Origin of the sequence: Pseudomonas sp. NMS19W, assembly GCF_051554255.1 — a bacterium.
Lineage (GTDB): Bacteria > Pseudomonadota > Gammaproteobacteria > Pseudomonadales > Pseudomonadaceae > Aquipseudomonas > Aquipseudomonas kribbensis.
Window position 1 is genome coordinate 6,150,148 of record NZ_CP136718.1, and the last position, 13,436, is coordinate 6,163,583.

Here is a 13,436-nt window from a genome sequence, read left to right on the forward strand (position 1 = left end):
CGCCGGACAAGGCGTCATGGCCCTTTCACACCACGAACTCTCTGTGAAAACCGCCGTCATACCCTTCAGTTTGAGCCTGCCGCCGAGATGATTCGCCGGCCTGTCCCGCCACTTTCGAGATGGAGCATTTCCGCAGATGAGCACCCCCGCCCAAGACGCCCCGAAGCTTCCCGACAGCATCTTCCGCGCCTATGACATTCGCGGCACCGTGCCGGAATTCCTCAATGCCGAAACCGCTTACTGGATCGGCCGCGCCATCGGCTCCCAGAGCCTGGCCCAGGGTGAACCGAATGTTTCCGTCGGCCGCGACGGCCGCCTGTCCGGCCCGGAACTGGTTGCCGAGCTGATCCGCGGTATCGCCGAAAGCGGCTGCCACGTCAGCGACGTCGGCCTGGTGCCGACCCCGGCGCTGTACTACGCCGCCAACGTGCTGGCCGGTAAATCCGGCGTAATGCTCACTGGCAGCCACAACCCGTCGAACTACAACGGCTTCAAGATCGTGATCGCCGGCGACACCCTCGCCAACGAACAGATCCAGGCCCTGCACGAGCGCCTCAAGACCGGCAACCTGAGCAGCGGCAAGGGCAGCGTGACCCAGGTCGAGATCCTCGACCGCTACACCACCGAAATCGTCCAGGACATCAAACTGGCCCGGCGCCTGAAAGTCGTGGTCGACTGCGGCAACGGTGCGGCCGGCGTGATTGCCCCACAGCTGATCGAAGCGCTGAACTGCGAAGTCATCCCGCTGTTCTGCGAAGTCGACGGCAACTTCCCGAACCACCACCCGGATCCGGGCAAGCCTGAAAACCTCGTCGACCTGATTGCCAAGGTCAAGGAAACCAAGGCTGACATCGGCCTGGCCTTCGACGGCGACGGCGACCGCGTCGGCGTGGTGACCAACACCGGCACCATCGTGTTCCCGGATCGCCTGCTGATGCTGTTTGCCCGCGACGTACTGGCCCGCAACCCGGGCGCGGAAATCATCTTCGACGTCAAATGCACCCGTCGCCTGATTCCGTTGATCAAGGAATACGGCGGCCAGTCGCTAATGTGGAAGACCGGTCACTCGTTGATCAAAAAGAAAATGAAACAGTCCGGCGCATTGCTGGCCGGCGAAATGAGCGGGCACATCTTCTTCAAGGAACGCTGGTTCGGTTTCGACGACGGCATTTACAGCGCCGCACGGCTGCTGGAAATCCTCAGCAAGGAAAAATCCGATGCGGAAGCGCTGTTCGCGACCTTCCCGAACGATATTTCCACGCCGGAAATCAATATCCATGTGACCGAAGAGAGCAAATTCAGCATCATTGATGCACTGCACGATGCGCAGTGGGGTCCAGGCGCCGACCTGACCACCATTGACGGCGTGCGGGTCGATTACGCCAAAGGCTGGGGCCTGGTGCGCGCGTCCAACACCACACCGGTGCTGGTGCTGCGCTTCGAGGCCGATGACGAGGCTGAATTGCAGCGCATCAAGGCTGTGTTCCATGCCCAGTTGAAACGCGTTGCACCTGATCTCCAACTACCGTTCTGATTCACCCGGAGCCCTGAATGACCCTCGAACGCGAAGCCGCCGCCCAAACCGCCAAGGTCCTGTCCGAAGCGTTGCCTTACATCCGACGTTATGTCGGCAAGACCCTGGTGATCAAATACGGCGGCAACGCGATGGAAAGCGAGGAGCTGAAAACCGGCTTCGCCCGCGACATCGTCTTGATGAAAGCCGTCGGCATCAACCCGGTCGTGGTTCACGGCGGCGGCCCGCAGATCGGTGATCTGCTCAAGCGCCTGTCGATCGAAAGCCACTTCGTCGACGGCATGCGCGTCACCGACGCGGCGACCATGGACGTGGTGGAAATGGTTCTCGGCGGCCAGGTCAACAAAAGCATCGTCAACCTGATCAACCGTCACGGCGGCAGCGCCATCGGCCTGACCGGCAAAGACGCTGGGCTGATTCGTGCGAAGAAGCTCACCGTCACCCGCCAGACCCCGGAGATGACCCAACCGGAAATCATCGACATCGGCCAGGTAGGCGAAGTGGTCGGGATCAACACAGAACTGCTGAATCTGCTGGTCAAAGGCAACTTCATCCCGGTGATCGCGCCGATCGGTGTAGGTGAGAACGGCGAGTCGTACAACATCAACGCCGATCTGGTGGCCGGCAAGGTTGCCGAAGCGCTGAAAGCCGAGAAGCTGATGCTGCTGACCAACATCGCCGGCCTGATGGACAAGTCGGGCACCGTACTGACCGGCCTGAGCACCCAGCAGGTCGACGACCTGATCGCCGACGGCACCATCTACGGCGGCATGCTGCCGAAGATCCGTTGTGCACTGGAAGCCGTTCAGGGCGGCGTGGGCAGCTCGCTGATCATCGACGGCCGCGTGCCGAACGCGATCCTGCTGGAAATCTTCACCGACACCGGTGTGGGTACGCTGATCAGCAATCGCAAGCGTCCTTAAGCGGTAGCGCAAACAAAAAGACCCCGCTCAGCCTGACTGAGCGGGGTCTTTTTTTGCCTGGAAGAAGCGATCAAACGCCGAACTGGGCGCGATAGGCTTCAACGGCTGGCAGGTGCTGCTTGAGTTGCGGGTCGTCAGCCAGGAATTCCAGCACCTGATTCAGCGACACGATGCTGATGACCGGGATGCCGAAATCACGCTCGACTTCCTGGATCGCCGACAGCTCGCCGTTGCCGCGCTCCTGACGGTTCAGGGCGATCAGCACGCCAGCGGCCTTGGCGCCGTCCTGGGACGCGATGATCTGCATCACTTCACGGATCGCGGTGCCGGCGGTGATCACGTCGTCGATGATCAGCACTTCACCGGTCAGCGGTGCGCCAACCAGACTGCCGCCTTCGCCGTGGGCCTTGGCTTCCTTGCGATTGAAGCACCATGGCAGGTCACGGTTGTGGTGTTCAGCCAGCGCCACGGCAGTGGTTGCCGCCAGCGGGATGCCTTTGTAGGCCGGACCGAACAGCACGTCGAACGGAATTCCGCTCTCGGCGATGGCTGCGGCATAGAAACGACCGAGCTGCGCCAGGGCCGAACCCGAGTTGAACAGGCCGGCGTTGAAGAAGTAAGGACTGGTGCGTCCGGACTTCAGGGTGAACTCACCGAAGCGCAAAACGCCGCGATCGATGGCAAAACGAATGAAATCGCGCTGATACGCTTGCATGAAAAAAACCCCAAATACCACGGATTTAGCTAATTAGCTTGACGCCGTGTATCATACACGCACGCGATTTTTGGGGCCATTTATGCGGATCATCAGTGTGAACGTCAATGGTATTCAGGCTGCAGTCGAGCGCGGTTTGCTCAGTTGGCTGCAGGCACAGAATGCCGACGTCATCTGCCTGCAGGACACCCGTGCCTCCGCCTTTGAACTGGATGACCCAGCCTTCCAACTGGACGGCTACTTCCTTTATGCCTGCGATGCTGAAGTCCCTGCCCAAGGCGGCGTGGCTTTGTATTCGCGGTTGCAACCGAAGGCTGTCATCAGCGGTCTCGGTTTCGAGACGGCCGACCGCTACGGGCGCTACCTGCAAGCAGATTTCGACAAAGTCAGTATTGCCACCTTGCTGCTTCCTTCGGGGATGAACGGCGATGAGGACTTGAACCAGAAGTTCAAGCTCATGGACGACTTCGGCAAGTACCTGGACAAACAGCGGCGCAAACGTCGCGAGTACATTTATTGTGGCTCGCTGTACGTCGCGCAGCAGAAGCTCGACATCAAGAACTGGCGCGACAGCCAGCAATCTCCGGGCTTCCTGGCGCCAGAACGCGCCTGGATGGACGAGATTGTCGGCAACATGGGCTACGTAGACGCCCTGCGCGAAGTCAGCCGCGAAGGCGACCAGTACAGCTGGTGGCCGGACAACGAACAGGCCGAGATGCTGAATCTGGGCTGGCGCTTCGACTACCAGATCCTGACTCCGGGCCTGCGGCGCTTCGTGCGCAGCGCACGCCTGCCGCGTCAGCCTCGGTTCTCGCAACACGCGCCGCTGATCGTCGACTACGACTGGACGCTGACCATCTAAGCGTCGTTTCGCAGTAGAAAAAAATGCCCGTATCGCAGGATACGGGCATTTTTTATGGGTCAGTCTCAGGCTGGAATGTGCTTTAGACAGCAGCGAAGAACGGCAGCGCCAGGTACAGTTTGATCACGATGACATTGATGATGTCGATGAAGAATGCCCCCACCATCGGCACGACCAGAAACGCGATCTGCGAAGGCCCGTAACGCTGCGTCACCGCTTGCATGTTGGCGATGGCGGTCGGCGTGGCACCGAGGCCGAAACCGCAATGCCCCGCCGCCAGCACTGCCGCATCGTAGTTGCGGCCCATCACCCTGAACGTCACGAACACCGCGAACAACGCCATGACCAGTGTCTGCACCGCCAGAATGATGAAGATCGGCAACGCCAGCGCTGCCAGGTCCCACAGTTTGAGCGACATCAGCGCAATCGCCAGAAACAGCGACAGGCTGACGTTGCCCAACACCGAAACTTCACGCTCGAAGACCTGATACAGACCAAACGCCGAGAGGCCGTTGCGCAGTACGACGCCTACGAACAAGACACAAACGAATGTCGGCAACTCGAATGCCGTGCCATGCAACAACCCGTTCAGCAGAGTGCCGACCAGCAGGCTTACCGCGATCAGTGCCAGGGTTTCGATGAACGAGAATGGCGTGATCGAGCGCTCCTTGTTCGGCTGCTCAAAACCTTTTGGCAGACGCGGCGCCTCCTGCGCGTGGCAGCCCGGCACCTCGACCCGCTTGATCAGCAGACGGGCAACCGGCCCACCGATCAGTCCACCCAGCACCAGACCGAATGTCGCCGAGGCAATCGCCAGCTCGGAGGCTGAAGCCAAACCGTATTTCTCGCTGAATACCGTTCCCCACGCGGCGCCGGTTCCGTGACCACCGGCCAGCGTGATGGAGCCCGTCAACAGTCCCATCAGCGGGTCGAGCCCCAGCATTGTGGCGAGTCCGATGCCCATGGCGTTCTGCAGGATCAGGAGGCCGGTGACCGCCAGTAAAAACACTCCCACTACGCGACCGCCCTTCTTGAGGCTGGCGAAGTCTGCACTCAGACCGATAGTGGCAAAAAACGCCAGCATCAGCGGTGCCTGCAGCGAGGTATCGAACCGGACTTCTATGTCGAGCGCACGCAATACCAGAAGCACCAGAGCAACCAACAGGCCACCCGCGACAGGTTCGGGAATATTGAAGTTGCGCAGTACACCAACACGGGTAACAAGACCACGCCCCAGCAGAAGTACAAGGGAAGCGGCCACGAGCGTGCCGTAAAAATCGAGCTGAATCATCTGGATTATTCTTGGCTATATAGTCGGAGGCGAACTTTTCCCTGGATACGCCTCACGAATCGGCTGGCTGTTTCAACACTGGAAACACTGAAATTCAAGAGCCTTCGATGGCCTGAATATATCGAAATATTTCTGAAGGAATATGACGTGCGACAACCTTAACAAGCACAAAGTCATGCTGCCAATGACCTTTGGCCGTATCAAGGCATTACAGTTGTGACTAAAAATGTAAGGCCGGTGAATATATAAAATCTGTTCTGCCATTCATCGCGGGCAGACTATTCCTACAATTAGTGCAGGTTTATGTAGTTGTAAAAAAAGCCCTGACAAGTCAGGGCTTTTTAAGTATGCAGAATTAATTATTTCAGCATTTATCTTTCGGCAGGATGCTATTTGATCAAGCGCCAGGTAAACGGATAACGGTACGGAAAACCTTCATTGGCTTTTACGCCACCGATGATCGTCAACACCAGTGCGCCGATGGCGAGCAGGCCAAACATCACGAATCCGATGATCAGCACCATCAGCAGGAAGCAGATCATCGAAGCAATCGCCACGGTGATCTGAAAATTCAGCGCTTCCTTGCCCTGGGCATCGATAAACGGATCCGTCTCGCGCTTCATCTGCCACAGGATCAATGGCCCAATCAGCGTGCCGAACGGAACCCAGATCCCCAGCAAGGCGGACAAGTGACAAAACATTGCCCACTGGCGAACCTCGTGGCTCGGCTTGGGCAGCAACTCTTGCTCATCACTCATCGCGTCCTCCTTGCGGGTTACGAACCTGCTCAGTCGGCCAGTGCAGCCGTTTGCAGTTCGAAGATCTCGTTCATGCCTTTCTTGGCCAGTTCCAGCATCGCGGTCAGCTCTTCAGGCTGGAACGGCGCGCCTTCGGCGGTGCCCTGCACTTCGATGAAACCACCGGTACTGGTCATCACCACGTTCAGGTCAGTCTCGGCAGCGGAGTCTTCAAGATAGTCCAGATCCAGCACCGGCTCGCCCTGGTACATGCCCACGGAAACGGCACCGATCATTTGCTTGAGCGGGTCACCGCCCTTCAGGCCGCCGCGCTTCTTGATCACTTTCAACGCATCGACCAACGCAACCATGGCGCCGGTGATAGACGCAGTGCGGGTGCCGCCGTCGGCCTGGATCACATCGCAGTCGACGTACAAGGTGACGTCGCCCAGCTTGGACATGTCCAGCGCGGCGCGCAGGGAACGGCCGATCAGGCGCTGGATTTCCAGGGTGCGGCCGCCCTGCTTGCCACGGCTCGCTTCACGCTGATTACGCTCGCCGGTGGCGCGCGGCAGCATGCCGTACTCGGCGGTCAGCCAGCCCTGGCCCTGACCTTTGAGGAAACGCGGTACGCCGTTCTCGACGCTGACGGTGCAGATGACTTTGGTATCACCGAATTCGACCAGTACCGATCCTTCGGCGTGCTTGGTGTAGTTGCGGGTAATGCGGATCGAGCGGAGCTGATCGGCAGCGCGACCACTTGGACGTTTCATAGGAGATACCTGTACTGGGGACGGAAAACTGCGGAGCATTATAGAGCTGCGCACCGCGCCTGGGCACTGCCTAAAAATTCCGGCCGTCGATCCAGAGCCCTGAAACGCGCTTCGCCGACGGCCTGCAGCCCTTTGTCACACCGTGTGTTTGGGCGCATCTGCCGCACTGCGCTACAATCCTGCGCCTTTGCTGCCAGTCGGCTTAAATTCATTGATATCGAGCTGCGAAGCTTCAATTCGCGCCGATCTGTATCGCGAGGTCACCCCATGGTGCACAGCATGACCGCCTTCGCCCGCGTCGAAAAAGCCGTCGCTCAGGGCACCCTGAGTTGGGAGCTGCGCTCGGTCAACAGCCGCTACCTGGAACCCCATCTGCGCCTGCCGGAATCGTTTCGCGACCTCGAAGGCGCCGTCCGCGAAGCCCTGCGTCAGGGCCTGTCGCGCGGCAAACTGGAATGCACCCTGCGCTTCACCGAGGAAAGCACCGGCAAGCCACTGCAGGTGGATCGCGAACGCGCTGCACAACTGGTCGCCGCTGCCGAGACCGTCGCCGGCCTGATCAAGAACCCCGCCGCGCTGAACCCGCTGGAAGTGCTGGCCTGGCCGGGCGTGCTGGTCGCCGACGCCACTGACCCGCAGGCCTTGAACGCGGAAGCGCTGGCCCTGTTCAATCAAGGCCTGAAAGACCTCAAGGCCGGCCGCGAGCGCGAAGGCGCGGAGCTGGCACGCCTGATCAACGATCGTCTGACCTCCATCGAGGAAGACGTGGTGACCCTGCGCGAACTGGTTCCGCAGATGCTCGCCACCCAGCGCCAGAAAGTCCTCGACCGTTTCGCCGACATGAAGGCCGAAATGGACCCGCAGCGTCTGGAACAGGAAATGGTCATGCTCGCGCAAAAGAGCGACGTGGCTGAAGAACTGGATCGCCTGAGCACCCACATCATCGAAGTTCGCCGGGTGCTGCAATCCGGCGGTGCCGCCGGTCGGCGCCTGGACTTCCTGATGCAGGAGCTCAATCGCGAAGCCAACACATTGGGCTCCAAGGCCTTCGATCCGCGCAGCACCCAGGCGGCGGTCAACCTCAAGGTGTTGATCGAGCAGATGCGCGAACAAGTGCAGAATATTGAGTAAGGCAACAGACATGACCCACAGCACCGGCACCCTGTACATCATTTCCGCCCCTTCGGGCGCGGGCAAGAGCAGCCTGGTCAAGGCCCTGACCGACGCCAACCCGGAAATCCGCGTCTCGATTTCCCACACCACCCGCGCCATGCGCCCGGGCGAAGTGGACGGCGTGAACTATCACTTCGTGAGCCGCGAAGAGTTCGTGAAGATGGGCGAGCACGGCGACTTCCTCGAACGCGCCGAAGTCTTCGGCAACTTCTACGGCACCTCGCAAAGCCGCCTGCAGCAGACCCTGGATGAAGGTCACGACCTGATTCTGGAAATCGACTGGCAAGGTGCCGAGCAGGTTCGCAAGCTGATGCCCCAGGCCCGTTCGATCTTCATTCTGCCGCCATCGCTGCAGGCCCTGCACCAGCGCCTGACCAACCGTGGCCAGGACAGCGACGAAATCATTGCCGGCCGGATGCGCGAAGCTGTCAGCGAGATGAGCCACTACGTCGAGTACGACTACCTGATCATCAACGACGATTTCGCCCACGCACTGGACGATCTGAAAGCGATTTTCCGCGCCAATCAGCTGCAACAGAAACGCCAACAGGTGCGTTTCGGCAAATTGCTGGCTGAATTGCTGGGCTGAAACAGCACTTCCCAAAACCGCTGCAAGGGCTTTACATTGGTGCTTGCAGCGCGTTGAAGAGTCTGGTCAAAAAATCAGCGCTTCCCTAATCGCTGGTGATTTTTTAAACTGTTGAGTCCGCTCGCCCAACCGGGCAGCGCGCATATTGCATTCGCTCCGAGGAATACCATGGCCCGCGTAACCGTTGAAGACTGCCTAGAACACGTGGAAAACCGCTTTGAGCTGGTCATGCTCTCTACCAAGCGTGCCCGTCAACTGGCCACCGGCGGCAAAGAGCCCCTGGTACAGTGGGAAAACGACAAACCGACCGTAGTTGCGCTGCGTGAAATCGCTGAAGGCCTGATGAGCTACGAGTTCATCGCCGAGCAGGAAATCGTCCACGAAGACCCAGTCTTCGCTGCGTTCGAGGACGAGTCCAACGAGGCCGTCTAAGCCTATGCCTGGTCGACGTAGCACGGCGCGGGATCACAGCCTACGGCAGGAGACATCATGCCGAGCATAGACGCCCTCGCCGATCGCTTATCGACCTACCTCGGCAATGACCAGGTCAACCTGGTCCGCCGAGCGTATTTCTACGCCGAACAAGCCCACGACGGCCAACGCCGCCGCAGTGGCGAGGCGTACGTCACGCATCCTCTTGCCGTGGCAAATATTCTTGCCGACATGCACATGGACCATCAGAGCCTGATGGCCGCGATGCTGCATGACGTGATCGAAGACACCGGGATCGCCAAAGAAGCGCTGCAAGCGCAGTTCGGTGAAACCGTGGCCGAACTGGTCGACGGGGTCAGCAAACTGACCCAGATGAACTTCGAGACCAAGGCCGAAGCCCAGGCTGAAAACTTCCAGAAAATGGCCATGGCCATGGCACGCGACATTCGCGTGATCCTGGTCAAGCTCGCCGACCGTTTGCACAACATGCGCACGCTGGAAGTGCTGTCCGGTGAAAAACGCCGGCGCATCGCCAAGGAAACCCTCGAGATCTACGCACCCATCGCCAACCGCCTGGGCATGCACGCGATCCGCATCGAGTTCGAAGACCTCGGTTTCAAGGCCATGCACCCGATGCGTTCCGCGCGGATCTACCAGGCCGTGAAGCGCGCCCGGGGCAACCGCAAGGAAATCGTCAACAAGATCGAAGAATCCCTTGGCCATTGCCTCGCCATCGACGGCATCCAGGGCGAAGTCAGCGGTCGCCAGAAACACCTCTACGGCATCTACAAGAAAATGCGCGGCAAGCGTCGGGCCTTCAACGAGATCATGGACGTCTACGCGTTCCGGATCATCGTCGACAAGGTCGACACCTGCTACCGCGTGCTGGGTGCTGTACATAATTTGTACAAACCGTTGCCGGGTCGCTTCAAGGATTACATCGCGATCCCCAAGGCCAACGGCTATCAGTCGCTGCACACCACGCTGTTCGGCATGCACGGTGTACCGATCGAGATCCAGATCCGCACCCGCGAAATGGAAGAGATGGCCAACAACGGCATTGCCGCCCACTGGCTGTACAAATCCAGCGGCGACGAGCAGCCGAAAGGCACTCATGCCCGCGCCCGTCAGTGGGTCAAGGGCGTGCTGGAAATGCAGCAACGTGCCGGCAACTCGCTGGAATTCATCGAGAGCGTGAAAATCGACCTGTTCCCGGACGAGGTCTACGTGTTCACGCCCAAAGGCCGGATCATGGAGCTGCCCAAAGGCTCCACGGCGGTCGATTTTGCCTATGCGGTGCACACCGATGTCGGCAACAGCTGCATCGCCTGCCGGATCAACCGTCGTCTCGCACCGCTGTCCGAACCGCTGCAAAGCGGCTCCACGGTCGAGATCGTCAGCGCTCCCGGCGCGAGGCCGAACCCGGCGTGGCTCAACTTCGTGGTCACCGGCAAGGCGCGGACCCACATCCGCCACGCGTTGAAACTGCAACGCCGCTCCGAATCCATCAGCCTCGGCGAACGCCTGCTGAACAAGGTGCTCAACGGTTTCGACAGTGCCCTGGAACAGATTCCGGTTGAACGCGTGAAGGCGATGCTCACCGAGTACCGCCTCGAACTGATCGAAGATTTGCTCGAAGACATCGGCCTGGGCAACCGCATGGCCTATGTCGTGGCGCGCCGCCTGCTGGGCGAAGGCGAGCAATTGCCAAGCCCGGAAGGCCCGCTGGCGATTCGCGGCACCGAAGGTCTGGTCCTCAGTTACGCCAAATGCTGTACGCCAATTCCGGGCGACCCGATTGTCGGTCACCTGTCGGCGGGCAAAGGCATGGTCGTGCACCTGGACAACTGCCGCAATATCAGCGAAATCCGCCACAACCCGGAAAAATGCATCCAGCTCTCGTGGGCCAAGGATGTCACCGGCGAATTCAACGTCGAACTGCGCGTCGAGCTGGAACACCAGCGCGGCCTGATCGCCCTGCTGGCCAGCAGCGTCAACGCGGCCGACGGCAATATCGAGAAAATCAGCATGGACGAGCGCGATGGCCGCATCAGCGTCGTCCAGTTGGTGGTCAGCGTCCACGACCGTGTGCACCTGGCCCGCGTGATCAAGAAACTGCGCGCACTGACCGGGGTGATCCGCATCACCCGCATGCGTGCCTGAGCCCACCATTACAAGGAGTCATACATGACCAAGACCGTTATCACCAGCGACAAGGCCCCGGCCGCCATCGGCACTTACTCCCAGGCGATCAAGGCTGGCAACACTGTCTACATGTCGGGCCAGATCCCGCTGGACCCGAAAACCATGGAACTGGTCGAAGGCTTCGAAGCCCAGACCGTCCAGGTCTTCGAGAACCTGAAAGCCGTGGCCGAAGCTGCCGGCGGTTCGTTCAAGGACATCGTCAAGCTGAACATCTTCCTCACCGACCTGAGCCACTTCGCCAAGGTCAACGAGATCATGGGCAAGTACTTCGACCAGCCATACCCGGCCCGCGCCGCCATCGGCGTTGCTGCCCTGCCAAAGGGTTCGCAGGTTGAAATGGATGCCATTCTGGTCATCGAGTAATGCGCACGGCGCGACCCTTCAAGGTCGCGCCGACTGCTCTGCGGTAAAGAAAAGGTTTTGAAAGGATTCCACCATGCGCAAAGCGCTTGCTCTCTCGCTGCTCGCCATTTTCCTCGGCGGTTGCGCCAGCAACCCTGCCGACCGTGACATCAGCGGCACCTGGATCAATCAGGTCGCCATCGATGCCGCCGCCAAGGGCGGCCCCCTGCGTGAAGCGCTTCAGGCCTACGGCCCGAACCTGGAATGGGACATCAACACCAAGGCCGGACAGGCCCGTTATACCAACGGTTTCGAGAACGTCGAAGGACGGCTGCAGGGCGAACAGTCCGGCGCCTGGAAAGTCGACTTCTACGGCAGCTCCGGCAGCGAACTGAAACGCGACGGCGGCCAGTTGCATCAGGCTGCCAGCGAAAACGAACCCCAGCAGCTCTTCGATCGCGCGCAGATTCCGGTGCCGGAAGGCGCACCGATCGGCGCCAGCTTCGAACGCGCGCTGTATTCGGCCTACCTGGGCGGCAACTGGACCATCGCCAGCGGCCAGGGTGAAGGCGCCACCGTGCAATTCCAGGCAGACGGACAAGTCTCCGGCCTGCCGGGTGCCGACCGCTACGCCTTGTGCCTGGCGGGCGACTGCGCCTCGATGAGCAGCGGCAACGACAGCATGTGGCTGCAGCAGAACGGCCAGGGCAACAACTGGATCTTCGTTCGCAAGGGCAAGGAACTGGAAATCCTGCAGGCCGTGAACACCGCGCTGGCGGATGAACAACCGCAGTTCAGCCCCGGCGAACGCAAGTGGTTGCTCGAAAAGCAGTGATCTGCGCGTGAAACAAAAAAGGCGGAAGCAAGCCATTGCTCCCGCCTTTTTTACGTCCGCAAGTCAGCAGCGACCTTCAAGAATCGCGGCATACCCCTCGCGATAACTCGGATACGTCGGCACCCAGCCCAACGCTTTCGCCCGGGCATTGCTGCAACGTTTGCTGCCGGTTCGACGCACGCTCTCGTCTTCCGACCACTCGGTGACACCCAGATACTCGCGCAACCACGCCACCACTTCGGCCAGCGGTGCCGGCGCATCGTCCACGCCGATGAAGACGTCATCCAGCGCCACACCCTTGCGATCCGCCTCCAGCAGAAACGCCATCAGGCCCGCCGCGTCATCGGCATGGATGCGATTGCCATACAGCGGCGGATCGACCGCCACGCGATAGCCACGACGCACCTGGGTCAGCAGCCATTCACGGCCCGGACCGTAAATGCCGGTCAGGCGCATGATGCTCGCGGGAATGCCGCTGTTGAGCGCAACCTGCTCGGCCTCCAGCATCACCCGACCGGAATAACCCGCAGCCACGGTTTCGGAGGTTTCATCCACCCATTCCCCGTCCTGCTGACCGTATACACTGCTGCTGGAAACGAACAGCAGCCGATCCGGCACCTGTCCGTAGTCATTCAACCAACCCAACACATGCTGCAAACCCTGCACATAAGCTGCGCGATAACCGGCTTCATCGTGCTCGGTCGCCGCCGCGCAATACACCAGGTAATCCACGGCACCGACCGGCCAGGTCTCGGGGCAGTCTTCATTGAACAAGTCACCGGCCACACCGATAACGCCTTCCGGCAAACGTGAAACATTGCGGCGCAGGCCATACACCTGAAAGCCGGCAGCCAGCAATTGCGTGGCCAGACGGCTGCCGACATCACCGCAACCGGCGATCAAAACAGAGGGCGCGGACATCAAAAATCTCCCATCGGAAAGCGACAGACTAGCCTCGGCAGGGGACGAGCGGCTAGCAATGAAGGAAAAAAGCAACTCTATTACTTCTGTTAACAAGAATTACT

At 60.1% G+C, this 13,436-nt stretch carries 13 protein-coding genes and 1 pseudogene; 9 read left to right on the forward strand and 5 right to left on the reverse strand.

The features are described 5' to 3' along the window. Positions 1–130: 130 nt before the first annotated feature. Both R1A29_RS28340 and argB read left to right on the forward strand, forming a co-directional pair. Positions 131–1,534, forward strand: a pseudogene (locus R1A29_RS28340) (phosphomannomutase/phosphoglucomutase); the annotation flags it as partial. Positions 1,535–1,551: 17 nt separating this feature from the next. Then, the gene (gene argB / locus R1A29_RS28345) at positions 1,552–2,457 is read left to right on the forward strand and encodes an acetylglutamate kinase (RefSeq protein ID WP_119426808.1); all 906 of its coding nucleotides are present in this window, start codon (positions 1,552–1,554) and stop codon (positions 2,455–2,457) included. Positions 2,458–2,527: 70 nt separating this feature from the next. Here the strand turns inward: argB and pyrE are convergent, their stop codons facing one another. After that, entirely contained in the window at positions 2,528–3,172 is a 645-nt protein-coding gene (gene pyrE / locus R1A29_RS28350; RefSeq protein WP_007954442.1) for an orotate phosphoribosyltransferase, read from the reverse strand. 82 nt (positions 3,173–3,254) lie between these two features. On the opposite strand from pyrE, the gene R1A29_RS28355 reads away from it, so the two are divergent. Beyond that, positions 3,255–4,034: an exodeoxyribonuclease III gene (locus R1A29_RS28355; protein ID WP_007920349.1), complete on the forward strand. Its 780-nt coding sequence runs from the start codon at positions 3,255–3,257 to the stop codon at positions 4,032–4,034. Between the two features lie 82 nt (positions 4,035–4,116). Here the strand turns inward: R1A29_RS28355 and gltS are convergent, their stop codons facing one another. From gltS to rph, 3 genes are all read right to left on the reverse strand, one after another. Beyond that, a complete protein-coding gene (gltS, locus tag R1A29_RS28360) occupies positions 4,117–5,325 on the reverse strand; it encodes a sodium/glutamate symporter (RefSeq protein ID WP_134828506.1) in 1,209 nt (402 codons plus the stop codon). Between the two features lie 389 nt (positions 5,326–5,714). Next, positions 5,715–6,083, reverse strand: a complete 369-nt coding sequence (locus tag R1A29_RS28365; RefSeq protein WP_438300172.1) for a DUF4870 domain-containing protein — start codon at positions 6,081–6,083, stop codon at positions 5,715–5,717. A 29-nt stretch (positions 6,084–6,112) separates the two neighbouring features. Next, a complete protein-coding gene (rph, locus tag R1A29_RS28370; protein WP_085708868.1) occupies positions 6,113–6,835 on the reverse strand; it encodes a ribonuclease PH in 723 nt (240 codons plus the stop codon). A 267-nt stretch (positions 6,836–7,102) separates the two neighbouring features. Between rph and R1A29_RS28375 the strand changes: the two genes are divergently transcribed. The 6 genes from R1A29_RS28375 (at position 7,103) to R1A29_RS28400 (ending at position 12,411) form a co-directional block, all read left to right on the forward strand. Next, a complete protein-coding gene (locus tag R1A29_RS28375; RefSeq protein ID WP_438300173.1) occupies positions 7,103–7,966 on the forward strand; it encodes a YicC/YloC family endoribonuclease in 864 nt (287 codons plus the stop codon). 10 nt (positions 7,967–7,976) lie between these two features. After that, complete coding sequence (gmk, locus tag R1A29_RS28380) at positions 7,977–8,597, forward strand: guanylate kinase (protein WP_085708867.1); 621 nt, start codon at positions 7,977–7,979, stop codon at positions 8,595–8,597. Between the two features lie 168 nt (positions 8,598–8,765). After that, the gene (gene rpoZ, locus R1A29_RS28385; RefSeq protein ID WP_003229503.1) at positions 8,766–9,029 is read left to right on the forward strand and encodes a DNA-directed RNA polymerase subunit omega; all 264 of its coding nucleotides are present in this window, start codon (positions 8,766–8,768) and stop codon (positions 9,027–9,029) included. 57 nt (positions 9,030–9,086) lie between these two features. Further along, the gene (spoT, locus tag R1A29_RS28390; protein WP_438300174.1) at positions 9,087–11,192 is read left to right on the forward strand and encodes a bifunctional GTP diphosphokinase/guanosine-3',5'-bis pyrophosphate 3'-pyrophosphohydrolase; all 2,106 of its coding nucleotides are present in this window, start codon (positions 9,087–9,089) and stop codon (positions 11,190–11,192) included. Between the two features lie 24 nt (positions 11,193–11,216). Continuing rightward, positions 11,217–11,597, forward strand: coding sequence for a RidA family protein (locus R1A29_RS28395; protein WP_003229509.1), 381 nt, complete (start codon positions 11,217–11,219; stop codon positions 11,595–11,597). A gap of 73 nt (positions 11,598–11,670) precedes the next feature. Further along, positions 11,671–12,411, forward strand: a complete 741-nt coding sequence (locus tag R1A29_RS28400) for a hypothetical protein (RefSeq protein ID WP_119426811.1) — start codon at positions 11,671–11,673, stop codon at positions 12,409–12,411. A gap of 63 nt (positions 12,412–12,474) precedes the next feature. On the opposite strand, the gene R1A29_RS28405 is transcribed toward R1A29_RS28400, so the two are convergent. Continuing rightward, positions 12,475–13,332, reverse strand: a complete 858-nt coding sequence (locus tag R1A29_RS28405) for an SDR family oxidoreductase (protein ID WP_438300175.1) — start codon at positions 13,330–13,332, stop codon at positions 12,475–12,477. Positions 13,333–13,436 lie beyond the last annotated feature (104 nt).

Bases quoted from the DNA above. Each gene is read 5' to 3' on its own strand.
- R1A29_RS28355 (WP_007920349.1), top strand. From the start codon at position 3,255: ATGCGGATCATCAGTGTGAACGTCAATGGTATTCAGGCTGCAGTCGAG.
- R1A29_RS28375 (WP_438300173.1), top strand. From the start codon at position 7,103: ATGGTGCACAGCATGACCGCCTTCGCCCGCGTCGAAAAAGCCGTCGCT.
- R1A29_RS28365 (WP_438300172.1), bottom strand. From the start codon at position 6,083: ATGAGTGATGAGCAAGAGTTGCTGCCCAAGCCGAGCCACGAGGTTCGC.
- pyrE (WP_007954442.1), bottom strand. From the start codon at position 3,172: ATGCAAGCGTATCAGCGCGATTTCATTCGTTTTGCCATCGATCGCGGC.
- gltS (WP_134828506.1), bottom strand. From the start codon at position 5,325: ATGATTCAGCTCGATTTTTACGGCACGCTCGTGGCCGCTTCCCTTGTA.
- rpoZ (WP_003229503.1), top strand. From the start codon at position 8,766: ATGGCCCGCGTAACCGTTGAAGACTGCCTAGAACACGTGGAAAACCGC.
- rph (WP_085708868.1), bottom strand. From the start codon at position 6,835: ATGAAACGTCCAAGTGGTCGCGCTGCCGATCAGCTCCGCTCGATCCGC.
- R1A29_RS28400 (WP_119426811.1), top strand. From the start codon at position 11,671: ATGCGCAAAGCGCTTGCTCTCTCGCTGCTCGCCATTTTCCTCGGCGGT.
- gmk (WP_085708867.1), top strand. From the start codon at position 7,977: ATGACCCACAGCACCGGCACCCTGTACATCATTTCCGCCCCTTCGGGC.
- argB (WP_119426808.1), top strand. From the start codon at position 1,552: ATGACCCTCGAACGCGAAGCCGCCGCCCAAACCGCCAAGGTCCTGTCC.
- R1A29_RS28405 (WP_438300175.1), bottom strand. From the start codon at position 13,332: ATGTCCGCGCCCTCTGTTTTGATCGCCGGTTGCGGTGATGTCGGCAGC.
- spoT (WP_438300174.1), top strand. From the start codon at position 9,087: ATGCCGAGCATAGACGCCCTCGCCGATCGCTTATCGACCTACCTCGGC.
- R1A29_RS28395 (WP_003229509.1), top strand. From the start codon at position 11,217: ATGACCAAGACCGTTATCACCAGCGACAAGGCCCCGGCCGCCATCGGC.